This window comes from Deinococcus radiopugnans ATCC 19172, assembly GCF_006335125.1.
Lineage (GTDB): Bacteria > Deinococcota > Deinococci > Deinococcales > Deinococcaceae > Deinococcus > Deinococcus radiopugnans.
This window is the reverse complement of the sequence record NZ_VDMO01000023.1, coordinates 39555-53163: the sequence shown is the minus strand read 5'-3', so window position 1 is coordinate 53163 and position 13609 is coordinate 39555. Positions and strand designations below refer to the sequence as shown.

Here is a 13609-nt window from a genome sequence, read left to right as displayed (position 1 = left end):
TATGGCGCGGAACAGCTGTGCCATGCGCTGCGGTGGAACCTGCCCGAGTTACCTGAGTTGGTCAGGCTACTGAGCACGCCGTTTCACGCATCAGGAGCGGCTTGAAGCTAAGATGTCCGGTACAGAGCCTCAGTGGCCTGAATTGGGTTTCTACGATGCCACAAGTCTCTTGATGGAGATACACGAGGACACCACAGACGTGGGCGATGATCTAGATGACCTCACCGATCTTGTCAGGGACTTGAGTGCAGCGATTCACCTTGCCCAGATAGATAAGGCTGAAAGCCTGTCATGGCTGCGATTTACCGCAGATACACACTGGGGCTATCACGTTGACGATCTGATCCGCCATCTTGATTTCATGGTTCCCGCTGATCCGGACACCGGACAGAACTAAACCTCCACCCGCTCCCCCGTCAGCGCCGCCGCGAACAGTGCGTCCAGCACCCGCGCGTGCCTCACGCTGTCCTCGGGCGGGTACAGGGCGGCTTCCTCGCCCAGCGCGGCCCGCTGAAAGTGGTCCACCATCGCCGCGTAGGCGTTGAAGGGCGGGAATTCCTCCTCGCGGACCCCTGCGGCGGTGGTGACGGTGAACGAAACGGGCGACTGGGTGTTGCTGTTGTACACGCCGTTCATGTCCAGCGTGCCGCGCGTGCCCAGCAGGGTCAGGCGCTGGCTGGGCTGATCGCCCCAGTCGAAGGCACAGTCCACGCTCGCCAGCGCTGCAGGGTACTCCAGCACCCCGCTGAGGCCCAGATCCACGCCCCCCGGCGTCCAGCGGGCGCGGGCGACGGCGGCGGTGGGTTCGCCCAGCAGCAGGCGAATCAGGTTCACGGGGTACGTGCCCACGTCAAACAGCGCGCCGCCCCCCTTGTCGGCCTCCCAGCGGAAGTCGTCGGGATTGTCCAGGGTGAAGCCGAAGGCCGCGCGCACCGCCCGCAGTTCGCCCAGTTCGCCGGCCTGCACCAGCTCACGCAACCGTGCAATGTGGGGGTGAAAGCGGTACGCGAAGGCCTCCAATAACACCCGGCCCGTCGCCTGCGCCACGTCGGCCAGTTCGCGCGCTTCGGCAGCGTTCAGCACCAGCGGCTTCTCGGTCAGCACGTGCTTGCCCGCACGCAGGGCTGCCAGGGACCACGGCCGGTGCAGATCGTTGGGCAGCGGGTTGTACACCGCGTCCAGCTCGGCGTCCAGCACGTCCTGATAGCCCCCCACCAGCGGCACCCCCCACTCGTCGGAGAAGGCCCGCGCTCGTTCGGACGCCGCGTCGCGCACGCCCAGCGCCACCACCTCGCCCCCGGCGGCCCGGATGGCCGGAATCAGCGCCCGCGCGATGCGTGCCGCGCCCAGCAGCCCCCAGCGCAGACCCACCGATGACCCTTCAGAAGTTGACATGGGGCAGGGTACAGCGTTGGCGGACGGCGCAGGCCGGGAAGAGGCGTCAGCGTCGGTTCAGCAGGTAGACCTTGGGGTTATGCCCACCGCTCGCCACCTGCAGCAGTTCGCGGGCGTTCCACTGGGCCGAACCGGTCAGCAGGCCCTCGAACAGCCGGATCTCGTGGGTGATCACGGCCATGCGGCCCTGACGGCTCAGCAGCCGGTGCATCTCCTGCAAGAAGGCCGGATACAGCGCAGAGTTCCCGCCGTGCGTGCCGATAGCGTCGCCCCAGGGCAGGTCCGCCACAATCAGATCGAAGGAGCGGGCCGGCAGGTCGGTGTGCAGCGCGTCGATGCGGGCCACCTCGATGTCGCGCCCGGCGGCCTGAATATTCGTCCTGGCGCAGTCCACTGATGATTGCTCGATGTCCACGCCCACCAGCGCGTCGCTCGGCCCCAGCAGGTCGCGCTCGATCAGCAAAGTGCCGCTGCCGCACATCGGGTTGAAGATGCGGTCCACGTCGCGCTGCCCGGCCAGCTTGTGGGTGGCGTAGGCCAGCGTGGCGTTCAGGCCGCCGTGCATGTTGCACACTCGCCAGGGCCGCGCGCTCAGCGGCCTGGGCGTGGTGCGGGCCAGCACCTCCCAGCCGGGGCCGTCAGCTTCGGGTCGCAGGCGGATCAGCAACTGACCGTCCTCGGGGCGGTGGGACAGCCCCAGCGCGGTCTCCAGTTCCTCGGCCAGCCGCTGCATCACCGCCGATTCCTTGCCGGCCGCGCCCAGCCGGAACGAGGTCTGCCCGCCCACCGCCAGCACGCCGCGCAGAAACTCGGTCAGCTCGCCCAGTTGCTGGTGGCCCAGCAGCCCGCGCGGGCGCGGCACGTCCCAGGTGCGGACGCGGTACACCGCCAGCGCCGAGCGCAGGCGGGTCAGGCGTTCGGGATCGCCGGGAAACCAGAAGCGCAGGCCGCGGATGTCGCGGGCCAGCGGCACGGTTCCCAGCTCGGTGGCCGCGACGTGTTCCAGGCCCGGCAGCACCTCCAGCTCGTACTCGTGGGCGGGCTGTCGGGCGCGGTGGTCGACCTTCGGGCGACTTTTCCTCTTCCCGGCGGGTTGAAAACGGTCTGGACGTGGGGGGCGAGGCATAGCAGGGCAGTATAGCCCCCAGGCGGGGTGGCAGGAGGGGCAGGCCGCCCAGCCCAGCCGCCCCACACCCCCAATCAACAGGCGTACAATCCGGGCCGCGTTTATGACCCGGCCCCCCGCCCCTGACCCGCGTTTTCCGAATCCGCCCACCGGGCCGCGGCGCAAGCCGTGGCTTTCACGGCTGCGCCCGCCACAACTGATCGCCCTGACCTTTGCCCTCGCCATCGTGGTGGGGGCCGGGCTGCTGCTGCTGCCGATCAGCCTGGAGCCGGGGCAGAGCCTGCGGCCCATTCAGGCGCTGTTCATGGCGACCAGCGCAGTGTGCGTGACCGGGCTGGGGGTGGTGGACGTGGGCAGCACCTTCAGCACCTTCGGCGAGGTGGTCATGCTGCTGCTGATTCAGATCGGCGGACTGGGCCTGATTACGCTGGGCACGCTGTTTGCCATCGCCGTGCGGCGGCGGGTGGGCATCTCGGACCGCATTCAGGTGGCGCAGCAGCTCAACACCCTGGAACTGGGCGGGGTGGTCAAGCTGGTGCGGACCATCGTGCTGAGTTCGGTGCTGGTGGAACTGGCCGGCACCGTGCTGCTCTCCAGCGTGTTCGTGCCGGAAGAAGGCCTGGGGCGGGGCCTGTACTTCTCGCTGTTCCACGCGGTCAGCGCCTTCAACAACGCGGGCTTCAGCCTGTACGCCACCGGCCTGACCGGCTTCGTCACCAACCCGGTGATCAATCTGGTGATTCCGCTGCTGATCGTGCTGGGCGGCATGGGCTTTCTGGTGCAGCTGAACGTGCTGGCCTACCTCAGGCACCGCCGCCGCAACCGCCTGAACGCCAACAGCAAGCTGTCCCTCGTCATGATGGCGGCGCTGCTGCTGATCGGCACCCTCAGTTTCGCGCTGCTGGAATGGACCAATCCGGCCACGCTGGGCACGCTGCCACTCGGCGACAAGCTGCTGGCCGCGTGGTTCCAGGGCGTCACGCCGCGCACCGCCGGCTTCAACACGCTGGACTACAGCACCATGCACTACGGCACCATCTTCGTGACCATCCTGCTGATGTTCATCGGGGCCAATCCCGGCTCCACGGGGGGCGGCATCAAGACCACCACCTTCTACGTGATGATGGCCTCCGCGTGGGGCATGGTGCGCGGGCGACACGACACCACGCTGTTCCGGCGGCGCATCGGCACCACCACGATCCTGCGGGCCATGACCGTGGGCCTGCTGAGCCTGGGGCTGGTCAACCTGGGCTTCCTGCTGATGCTGCTGCTGAACACCAACCCGGAGGTGAAGTTCGTGCAGCTGTTCTTCGAGACGGTCAGCGCCTTCGCCACCGTGGGCCTGAGCATGAACGCCACGCCGCTGCTGAACGCGGATCAGGAAGTCGTGCTGATCTTCCTGATGTTCCTGGGCCGCATCGGGCCGCTGACCTTCGCGGTGGCCTTCAGCCGTCCGGATTCCAGAACGCTGGTGCGCTACCCGCAGGAACACGACATCCTGATCGGCTGAGCCGGCGCATCAGCCTGACCCACCTTCCCAATCTGGCCCAGACAGGTGTATAGTGTTGCGGTTGCCCGCTACGCACAAGTGACGTGGCGGAGGAGGCACGCACATGAAAAAAGACATCCATCCCAAAGCGGTTCCCACCAAGATCATTTACCAGGGCAAGGTCATCATGGAGACCATGAGCACCCGCCCCGAGATCCACGTCGATGTCTGGAGCGGCGTTCACCCCTTCTGGACCGGCGAGGAACGCTTCCTGGACACCGAAGGCCGCGTGGACAAGTTCAACAAGCGCTTCGGCGACAGCTACCGCACCGCCAAGAAGAAGTAAGCCCGACGCTTCGCAACGCGCCCTGCCCCTGTGGTGGGGCGCGTTTCTTTGGCCCACGCCGCAGCACGCCGGGGTTTGACATACTCCGGGCGTGCTTAGATCTCCTTTCCACGGCGGCCACCTCGAAGTGATCGTCGGTCCCATGTTCAGCGGCAAGAGCGAGGAGCTGATCCGCCGCATCACCCGCTCGCTGATCGCCAGACAGAACGTGCTGGTCTTCAAGCCCGCACTGGATGACCGCTACCACGCGTCCGCCGTCGCCAGCCACGCGGGGCGCAGCGTGCAGGCGCTGGCGGTGCGGAGCGTGGCCGACATCCGCGCCCACCTGTCCGGCGAGGACCGCCTGCTGGGGGCGGAAGCAGGCACACAGAGGCCGCCGCTGCCCGACGTGGTAGGCATTGACGAGGTGCAGTTCTTCGGCGCGGAGGTGGTCACCCTGGCCCTGGAACTGGCCGACGCGGGCGTGCGGGTGATCATGGCCGGACTGGACCTGGATTTCCGCGCCGAGCCGTTCGGCCCCATGCCCCAGCTGCTGGCCCGCGCCGAGAGCGTGGAGAAGCTGACGGCCATCTGCACCGTGTGCGGCGCCCCGGCCACCCGCTCGCAGCGCCTGATCGGCGGCCAGCCCGCCCGCTACGACGATCCGGTGGTGCTGGTGGGCGCGCAGGAAAGCTACGAGGCCCGCTGCCGGGTGCACCACATGGTGCTGGGACAGCCCATCTCAGAGCCTCCGTCATGGCGTGAAGAGCGGGCCGCCGGGGTTTAATCACAGACGTGAAAGGGAGAGGCCGAATGGACGCCTCTCCCCTTCTTGAGCGCCGTGGTTTTGACGTCCGAGAGCATTTGTCAAAAGTGCTGTTTGCTTTTGACCGAACGAACTGGCACAGCTCGCAGAGAGGGAGTGAATTTCAACGAGCAGTTGGGACTGATTCAGCTCCGAAGGAGAGAATGGAAGCATCAGAAAAAAGACTTCTGATGCTTCCATTCGGACAAATGCTCTAGAAGGTGTAGCCCTTCGGCACCACCACCACGCCGCTCTCGGTGACGGTAAAGCCGCGGGCGCGGTCCTCTTCCGGGTCCAGCCCGATCTTGGTGCCGGGGGGAATCACCACCTCCTTGTCCACGATGGCCCGGCGCAGATGCGAGTGGCGCCCCACCTCCACCTCGTCGAACAGCACGCAGCTCTCGACCACCGAGTACGAGTGGGTGTGGATGCCGCGCCCCAGCACGCTGTCGCGCACGGTGCCGCCGCTGATGATGGTGCCCCCGGCCATGATGGTGTTGAAGGCCTGCCCCTTCCGGCCCTCGCTCTCGTGGACGAACTTGGCGGGCGGCGAGAACTCGCTGCTGGTGCGCAGCGGCCAGTCGGCGTTGTACAGCCCGAATTCTGGATTCACACTGACCAGATCCATGTTGGCGTCGAAATAGGCGTCCAGCGTACCCACGTCCCGCCAGTACAGGTTGGCGCCGGTCTGTCCGGGAATCGGGTTCTTGTGGAAGTCGTAGGCCATCACGTTGTAGCCGTCGGACAGGGCGCGCGGGATCACGTCGCCGCCGAAGTCGAAGCCGTCCTCGCCGTCGCCCATGCTGGTCACCAGCAGCTCTTCGAGGGCGCGGCGCGAGAAGATGTAGTTGCCCATACTGGTCAGGCTGGTGCCGGGCTGCCCCGGAATGCTGGGCGGGTTGGCGGGCTTTTCCAGGAAATCCGTGACCTTCCACTTCTCGTCGACGTGCATGATCCCGAACTGGTGGGCCTGTTCCTGCGGCATCGGGTACGCGGCGATGGTGATGTCGGCGCGGGTGTCGATGTGGGTCTGGATCATGTGCTCGACGTTCATCTTGTAGATGTGATCGCCCGAGAAGATCGCCACGTAGTCGGCCTTGTTGTTGTCCAGCAGGTGCAGGTTCTGGTAGACCGCGTCCGCCGTGCCGCGGTACCACACCGGCCCCAGTTCCTCGATGCGGTACATCTGCGCTGGCACCAGCGTGATGAAGTAGTCGCTGAGGAAGGTGCCGAAGCGCCAGCCGCGCTGGATGTGCTCGGTCAGGCTTTGGGCCTTGTACTGGGTCAGCACGTAGATGCTGAACAGCCCCGAGTTGATGAAGTTGTTGATCGCAAAGTCGATGATGCGGTACTTGCTGCCGAACGGCACGGCCGGCTTGGACCGCTTCTGGGTCAGCGGCGCCAGCCGCGAGCCTTGCCCGCCTGCCAGAATCATGCCTAGTACGCGTGGTTTCATGTCTTACCCCCTGTCAAGATGCGTGATGGGACGAGAAGGCTGGTCCTTCCCCAAAACTTCCCGAACGGGATTGAGCTGCCGTTGATCTCGCCTCCCACTCTACGCGGGACAGGCAGGACGCTTCTGCCCTGATCTAATTAACATTCAGCTTATGGGCGGCGCCGACAGCCTCACGCAGCTGCCGCGTGGCCTCCGGTGGCGTGAGGACCGGCGCACCCAGCTGGCCCCGCATGGCCGTGAGCTGCCGCTTGGCGTACTGCCGCGAGGCCAGCACGATGCGCGCCGTCGCCTCCGCCTCGTCCAGGCTTCCAGTTGACACCGCCCACGCCTCGCGGTAGCCCAGCGCCTGCCACGCGGTGGGCCGGGGCAGGGTGTCCGGGTCCAGGCGGGCGGCCAGCCACGCGGCCTCCTCCGCCCAGCCCGCAGTGAACATGGCCTCCACGCGCCCCCTCATTCGCGCTTCCAGTTCCGGACCCGGACGGGTAAAGGCGGTCACGGCGTACTGGAAGCGAGGCGGACGGCTGCCAAACGAGCCGGGATACTGCCCAGTGCGGCGGAAAACCTCGGTGGCGCGCACCACCCGGCGGGGGTTGCGCTCCATGCGGGCGGCCTCGGCCGGATCGTGGGCGGCGATGTCGGCCAGCAGGGCGTCCAGCCCGCGCTCGGCCAGTTCGGTCTCCACGGCGGCGCGCACCTGCGGGTCGGCGGGCGGGGTCAGCGGCAGGCCGCGCAACAGGGCCGAAAGGTAGAAGGTGGTGCCGCCCACCACCAGCGGCACGCGCCCGCGCCTGAGCACGGCCGCGATGGCCGCCTCGCCCTCCTGCACGTAGCGGGCCACGTCGTAGCGCTCGGTCACCTCGGCCACGTCCAGCAGGTGGTGGGGCACGGCCTCCTGTTCGGCGGGCGTGGATTTGGCCGTGCCGATGTCCAGCCCCCGGTACACCGTGAAGGCGTCCGCCGAGACCACCTCCAGGCCGGAGTCCAGGGCCACCTGCAGCGCCAGGGCCGATTTTCCGGCAGCGGTGGGAGCGGTCAGCAGGGGAATCCGGAGCGGGCGCAGCGGGGGCATCCCTCCCACTTTAGGCGCTGGTCTTGCCGGCGGTGCGGGTGCTAGCGTGGGCCGCATGAATGAGCCGGTCCTGGCCCGCCTGCAACACCTGATGACCCTGCGCGAGGAGGTGGAGACCCTCTCTGCCGGGCCGTGGGTTCCCGCCGCCGACTGGGCCGACGGCGACGCCCACCTGACCCTGTACCTGGACGTGCCGGGCATCAATCCTGACCGTCTGGAGATGCACGAGGAAGGCGGCATGCTGACCGTGGCCGGCGAACGCAGCGCGCCGGAGGGTCTGCTGAGCGCCGAACGCGCTGCGGGGGTCTTCCGCCGCGTGCTGGCCTTCCCGCGCGAGGTGCTGCCGCAGTCCGGCGAGGCCCACCTGGCCGGCGGCGTGCTGACCGTGCGTTTCCAGAAGAAGCACCCCACCATCGACGTCCACGCCGATGTCCAGGACCTGCCCCACCGCCCCGACTAGGCGGGTCCGGCGGCAGGCCCACCGACACCCCTGTCAGCCTGGCTTCCGGTCTGGGGTCCGGCACCACCCCGCTGCTGAAAACCACACCTCCAGAACGTGCCCCCCCCAGCGGGCTTTCAGGCTAAAATAGACGCCTTATGAAATTCACATGGTCCCTCCTTCTGAGCGCTGCCCTGCTGGGCACAGCGTCCGCCGCACCCATCACCATCACCGTGCTGCACACCGACGACCTGCACGGCCACCTGGAGCCCACCAAGATCGGCGAGGGCATGTACGGCGGCTACGCCCGCCAGACCACGCTGATGAAGAAGTACGCCGCCGAGGACACCAACCCGCTGATCCTGTCGGGCGGCGACACCTTCCAGGGCACGCTGTTCTACAACGTCTACAAGGGGCTGGCCGACGTGCTGTTCATGAACTACCAGGGCTATCAGGCGATGGCCGTGGGCAACCACGAGTTCGACGACGGCCCGGCGGCGCTGGCCAAGTTCGTGGACAAGGCCACCTTCCCGGTGCTGGCGACGAACATCGATGTCAGCGCCGAACCGCTGCTCAAGGACCGCATCAAGCCCTACGCCATCCTGAACGTGGGCGGCGAGAAGGTCGGCGTGATCGGCGCGGTGACCCCGGACCTGCCGCTGATCAGCAGCCCTGGCGACAACGTCAAGATGCTGGACGTGATGAAGAGCATCCAGGCCAGCGCCGACGCCATCAAGGCCCAGGGCATCAATAAGGTCTTCCTGGTTTCGCACCTGGGTTACACGCTGGAACAGGAAGTGGCCAAGACCGTGTCCGGCCTCGACGTGATCGTCGGCGGGCACTCGCACACGCTGCTGGGCACCTTCGACAACAAGGACTTCCCCGCCAGCGAGGGGCCGTACCCCACGGTGGTCAACAACCCCGACGGCAACAAAACCCTGCTGGTCGCGGCCTGGGAATGGGGCAAGGTGCTAGGGCGCATTCAGGTCAAGTTCGACGACGCCGGGGCCGTGCAGTCGTGGGAGGGCAACCCCATTCCGGTGTCCGCCGATGTCCCCGAGGACGACACCGCCAAGCGCATGGTCGCCACCCTGACGGTGCCGATTGCCAGCCTGCGTCAGCAGGTCGTGGGCAACGCGCCCAAGGGCCTGAATGGCAGCCGTGAAGTGGTGCGCAAGCGGGAGAGCGGTATGGCGAACGTGCTGGCCGACGCGGCGCTGGCCGCTGGTCAGACCGCAGGCGCACAGCTGGCGCTGGTCAACGGCGGGGGCGTGCGCGCCAGCATCGACGCCGGCCCGATCACCTTCGACGAGGCCATCACCGTGCAGCCCTTCGGCAACTCACTGAGCCTGCTGGACCTGACCGGCGCCCAGATTCGCGCTGCCCTGGAACACGGCGTCGCCACCTGGAGCGAGAACAAGGGCCAGTTCCTGCACGTCTCCAAGGGCATGAGCTACACCTTCGACCTGAGCAAACCTGCCGGCAGCCGCGTGACCGCCGTGACCCTGAACGGGCAGCCGCTGGACGATGCCAAGACCTACAAGGTCGCCACCAACAACTTCACGGCGGGCGGCGGCGACGGCTTCACCATGTTCAAGGGGGCGCCGCGCCTGGACACCGGCAAGCTGGACGTGGACATTCTGGTGGACTACCTCAAGGCCCACCCCGATCTGACCGCTGAACCGGAAGGCCGCATCGTGGTGGAAAACGAGCCGAAGTAATACGGACTCCGATTGAAAGGTGTTGAAAACACCTAGAAATCCGAGCGAAGCGAGCAGGAGAAAAACGGGTTCCGGACGTGGAGTGTGGAAATCGGAGCTGTCCCGATTTCTACACGAAACAAACGGAATCCGTATAAGGCCTGACCTGAAAGCCCGAACCATGAGAATCCCCCTCTGCCCGGCGTGGTGGAGGGGGATTTTCAGTGCAAAGTCGGGCTTGTTTTACCCACTGACCGCGCCGCGCAGTTCCCACCACGCGCGGGGCAGCATCAGCAGTTTGCGGGTGCCGCTGACATAGGCGCGGCGGTTGAAGTTGTCGTAGTCGGCGCGTTCCAGATCGTCCAGAATGCCCTCGTAGGCGCGGGCGGCGGTGGCGACGGCCAGCCGGGCGCTGCCGTGCAGGCAGGGAATCCCGGCGCGGCCCTCGGCGTACCAGTCGCGGGCCAGGGCACACAGGTGAACCATCAGGGCGCGGTACTCGGGCGTAACCACGCCGCGCTCCAGGTCGGCGCGGCTCACGCCGTACTCCCCCAGCAGGGTCTGGGGCAGGTAGACCCGCCCACGCGTCAGGTCCTCGCCCACGTCGCGCAGGATGTTGGTCAGTTGCATGGCCTGCCCCAGCATCAGGGCGTGGTGCAGGGTGCGCTCGCCGCCGCTGTACCCGCTGACCGGCGCGATCATGAATCCGATCACGCCGGCCACCCGGCGGCAGTACAGCGCCAGATCCTCCATGTCGTGGTAGACGTGGCCGTTCAGGTCCATCCGCAGGCCCTCGTGCAATTCGGCAAAGGCCGACAGCGGAATCGGGTAGGTGCGGGCAGCCCAGGCCAGCGCCGTGTCCACGGGATCGGGGCCGGGGCGCCCGGCAAAAGCCCCCTGAATCCGGGTCCACCACACGTCGAGTTCGGCCTCGACGCTGTCGGCGGTGGACTCGTCGGCAATATCGTCCCCGGTGCGGCAGGCCGCGTACACCGCCCAGACCGCCTGCCGCTGCCGCAGCGGAAACAGCCGCGAGCCCAGAAAGAAGGTCTTGCTGTGGTCCCGCGTCACGTCCCGGCAATGGGCCACCGCCTGCACCGGGGCAGCGGAAGTCGGGGAGGGAGGCAGGGACGTGTTGATCATGGGGAAAATCCTTGGGGCCGAGTCTAGGGGGTCCGGCCGGGCCAGACCTCCCACATTCTTACAGACTCCTGACGGTGGGGTGGACCGGGAGGCATCAAAGGCGAGATCAATCCTTTACAGATGGCCCTGTTGCGCCGCCCCCGCCCCCTCAGCCCCTGTCTTGACCGCGTCTGCCTTGACATAGCGCCCGAACCGCACCGCGCCGACGCCCAGACCGTCGGTCAGGGACAGCTCGGGCAGTTGCCGCGCCACCCAGGCCGGATCGGGAAAGTTCAGGCCGCCCAGCGCCGCTGTCGAGAGCAGGCTTTGCAGGGGTCCGCCGGTGCGCGGCACGTACATCAGCCACAACTGGCCGCCGGGGCGCAGCACGCGGGCCAGTTCACGCAGAAAGCGCGCCGGATCATGGGTCTCGTTCAGGGTGGCGCCCACCGTGACACCGTCGAAACTGCCGTCCGGCAGGCCGCTGTCTTCCAGGTTCAGCAGCGCCCAGTCGATCTGAGCACTCGGCTCGCGCCGCTGGCCCTCGCGCAGCATGGCGGCGCTCAGATCGGCGGCCAGCACCCGGCAGCCCGCGCTCGCCAGCACGCCCGCGTAGAAGCCCGCGCTGGTGCCGGCGTCCAGCCAGCGCTCGCCAGCGTGCGGCCGGCACAGCGCCCGGAACAGCCGGGCCTCACGCGCCAGGCTGAAAGGCCGGCCGCTGAGCAGCCCCAGGGACCGGGCCCGCCACAGGGCGTAGCCGCGCGCCGTCAGCTCCAGCGTATTGCTGCGCTGGGCCACGCTCAGCGCGGGCTGTCCGGACGGGACAGGGTTCAGGTTTTCTTGCATCTGGGGCTTTTGTGTCACAGAAGTCATTATGCTGGGCAGTATCTGGCCTGTCCGTTCACGCTGCTTCGGGCGTGGGGCCGCTCCCCGGAGGGAATGCATGGAAGAACGCAAGAGTATGGGAGGGGCCATCGTCGACGTGTTCGATGCGGGCGTGACCCTCGTCAAATCCGAGATCAACGCGCTGGTCAGGAAAGTCAGCGACATTGCCAAGGCCAAGGGCGTCGGCGTGGTCCTGCTGCTGGCCGCCACCGGGCCGCTGGTGCTGGCGCTGGTCTTCCTGATCCTATTCGTGTTCTACGGCCTGATGCGTTTGGGGCTGGGCGCCTGGGCCGCCGCGCTCTTGATCGCCATCTTCAGCTTCGTCGTGACCGGCGTGATGATCCTGCTGGGCATCCGCAAACTGGGGGCAGAAGTGGACACCGACGAGCCGCGCGCCAAGAGCTTTGATGCCATGACCGAGGACGAGCGCCTGGAAGCCCAGTATCAGGCTGAACAGGCCGAGAAGGCGGCCCGCGAACGCCGCGCTGCCCAGGCCCAGACTGCCGGCACACCGGCCAGTGGGATGCACACCACGCCTGTGCAGGGCAGCGTGCCCACCGGCACTCCCACCCGCACCGTCGTCGTCTCGCCCACCAATGCGCCGCGTGGCCCGGCGGGCGGGACCGTCAGCCCTGGCCTGGGCGCCCCGGACCGCGCCACCGATCAGGATTCGCGGCAGCCGGCCAGCCGGACCTCGGTGGAGGTGCCCCGCGATCCGGGCCTGTACGCCAGCGGCGAGAACCGCTACGTCGGCGACGACGGCCAGCAGGCCACCGTGCGCGTGGAAGGCGGCACCTCCACCGTGCCGGTCTACGAGAGTGAACCGGACGGCTCGGCCAGGATGTACGGCGGCTCGCTGAACGAGAAGCTCGACAAGGGCGAGGTGCCCAGCGCCAACCACGCCGAGCCGGGCCACAGGGCGGCCGGCCACCACCGAGATCCGCTGCTGCAAGACCCCGTGGTGCTGGATGACGCCCCTGGCATCAGCGTGAGCACCACGCCCACGTACCAGGACGACATCAAGAAAGGCGGGGGTGACGTCTGATGGCCGACCACGAGTTCAAGTCCAACCTGACCGAGCGTGAGGCGGCCCGCGAGCGCCTGAAAGAAAGCCTGGACGTGCTGGCCGAACGCGCCAACCTGCAGGTGCAGATGCAGAAGGAGCCGGTCAAGATGCTGGGCGGCGCGTCTGCGGTGGGCGCCGTGCTGGGCCTGCTGATCGGCACGCAGTTTAAGCGCACGAAAAAAATCTACGTGGACGCCGGAAGTCCCGTCAAGTACCAGAAGGAACTGGTCAAGGCCCAGAAATCCCAGAAGGGCGGCGGGGTGGGCGGCGCGTTGCTCGCCACCCTGGGCACCCTGGCGGTCAAGACCCTGTCGGACCGGGTGCTGGCTCCCAAGCTGGAAGAGATCGCCAACAACATGCTGGAAAAAGCCGGCGAGGAGCCCAAAACCAGGGCCACTCAGCCGCGGGCGATGGAGCGTGCGGCACCCTCGGCTGGGCCGTCGCTGAGCAAAAGTGAGGCTCCAGTCACCTCGTCCGGCAGCGGACCCAGGCCGATGGGCACCGCGTCCACGGGGTCCAGCGCCGCCGCCTCGTTCCTGAAGCCCGCCCCCACCGGACAGGCAGAGAGTTACAACGATCAGGCCAGCGCTGAAGGCAGCGTGCCGCCCGTGGCCGCCAGTCATGACCATCCTGGCGTGGTGCCCACTCCTAAAAGTGTGGTGGAGGCCAAGGCCCAGGGCAGCGCCATCGCCCCGGACGAGAAGAGCAATCCCAACCTGCGCTGATACTCTC

14 protein-coding genes are annotated in these 13609 nt (G+C 67.4%); 8 read left to right on the top strand and 6 right to left on the bottom strand.

Going from position 1 to position 13609, the window contains the following annotated elements:
* The first annotated feature begins 112 nt into the window (after nt 1-112).
* Nucleotides 113-397 carry a DUF5063 domain-containing protein gene (locus FHR04_RS16885; RefSeq protein ID WP_139404412.1) on the top strand — a complete coding sequence of 95 codons (285 nt, stop codon included), beginning with the start codon at nt 113-115 and terminating at the stop codon, nt 395-397.
* Here FHR04_RS16885 and FHR04_RS16880 read toward each other — a convergent pair.
* On the bottom strand, nt 394-1395 hold the full coding sequence (locus FHR04_RS16880; protein WP_139404411.1) for a Gfo/Idh/MocA family protein: 1002 nt from the start codon (nt 1393-1395) through the stop codon (nt 394-396). The genes FHR04_RS16885 and FHR04_RS16880 overlap by 4 nt on opposite strands.
* A gap of 46 nt (nt 1396-1441) precedes the next feature.
* Nucleotides 1442-2521, bottom strand: a complete 1080-nt coding sequence (locus tag FHR04_RS16875) for a methyltransferase domain-containing protein (RefSeq protein WP_139404410.1) — start codon at nt 2519-2521, stop codon at nt 1442-1444.
* 103 nt (nt 2522-2624) lie between these two features.
* On the opposite strand from FHR04_RS16875, the gene FHR04_RS16870 reads away from it, so the two are divergent.
* The 3 genes from FHR04_RS16870 to FHR04_RS16860 all read left to right on the top strand — a co-directional run bounded on the left by FHR04_RS16870 (nt 2625) and on the right by FHR04_RS16860 (nt 5122).
* Nucleotides 2625-4031 carry a TrkH family potassium uptake protein gene (locus tag FHR04_RS16870; RefSeq protein ID WP_139404409.1) on the top strand — a complete coding sequence of 469 codons (1407 nt, stop codon included), beginning with the start codon at nt 2625-2627 and terminating at the stop codon, nt 4029-4031.
* Nucleotides 4032-4134: 103 nt separating this feature from the next.
* Nucleotides 4135-4356, top strand: a complete 222-nt coding sequence (rpmE, locus tag FHR04_RS16865; protein WP_039682373.1) for a 50S ribosomal protein L31 — start codon at nt 4135-4137, stop codon at nt 4354-4356.
* A gap of 91 nt (nt 4357-4447) precedes the next feature.
* On the top strand, nt 4448-5122 hold the full coding sequence (locus FHR04_RS16860; RefSeq protein ID WP_139404408.1) for a thymidine kinase: 675 nt from the start codon (nt 4448-4450) through the stop codon (nt 5120-5122).
* A gap of 232 nt (nt 5123-5354) precedes the next feature.
* Here the strand turns inward: FHR04_RS16860 and glgC are convergent, their stop codons facing one another.
* The gene (gene glgC, locus FHR04_RS16855) at nt 5355-6596 is read right to left on the bottom strand and encodes a glucose-1-phosphate adenylyltransferase (RefSeq protein WP_039682372.1); all 1242 of its coding nucleotides are present in this window, start codon (nt 6594-6596) and stop codon (nt 5355-5357) included.
* A 133-nt stretch (nt 6597-6729) separates the two neighbouring features.
* A complete protein-coding gene (gene miaA, locus FHR04_RS16850) occupies nt 6730-7665 on the bottom strand; it encodes a tRNA (adenosine(37)-N6)-dimethylallyltransferase MiaA (protein ID WP_139404407.1) in 936 nt (311 codons plus the stop codon).
* A gap of 55 nt (nt 7666-7720) precedes the next feature.
* Between miaA and FHR04_RS16845 the strand changes: the two genes are divergently transcribed.
* Complete coding sequence (locus FHR04_RS16845; RefSeq protein ID WP_039682367.1) at nt 7721-8125, top strand: Hsp20/alpha crystallin family protein; 405 nt, start codon at nt 7721-7723, stop codon at nt 8123-8125.
* 137 nt (nt 8126-8262) lie between these two features.
* Complete coding sequence (locus FHR04_RS16840; RefSeq protein WP_039682365.1) at nt 8263-9825, top strand: bifunctional metallophosphatase/5'-nucleotidase; 1563 nt, start codon at nt 8263-8265, stop codon at nt 9823-9825.
* 222 nt (nt 9826-10047) lie between these two features.
* On the opposite strand, the gene FHR04_RS16835 is transcribed toward FHR04_RS16840, so the two are convergent.
* Both FHR04_RS16835 and FHR04_RS16830 read right to left on the bottom strand, forming a co-directional pair.
* The gene (locus FHR04_RS16835; RefSeq protein ID WP_039682363.1) at nt 10048-10947 is read right to left on the bottom strand and encodes a phytoene/squalene synthase family protein; all 900 of its coding nucleotides are present in this window, start codon (nt 10945-10947) and stop codon (nt 10048-10050) included.
* Nucleotides 10948-11061: 114 nt separating this feature from the next.
* A complete protein-coding gene (locus FHR04_RS16830) occupies nt 11062-11799 on the bottom strand; it encodes a class I SAM-dependent methyltransferase (RefSeq protein WP_139404406.1) in 738 nt (245 codons plus the stop codon).
* A 70-nt stretch (nt 11800-11869) separates the two neighbouring features.
* Between FHR04_RS16830 and FHR04_RS16825 the strand changes: the two genes are divergently transcribed.
* Complete coding sequence (locus tag FHR04_RS16825; RefSeq protein WP_139404405.1) at nt 11870-12856, top strand: phage holin family protein; 987 nt, start codon at nt 11870-11872, stop codon at nt 12854-12856.
* Entirely contained in the window at nt 12856-13602 is a 747-nt protein-coding gene (locus FHR04_RS16820) for a hypothetical protein (protein ID WP_139404404.1), read from the top strand. The genes FHR04_RS16825 and FHR04_RS16820 overlap by 1 nt, the downstream gene beginning before the upstream one ends.
* Nucleotides 13603-13609: the final 7 nt, after the last annotated feature.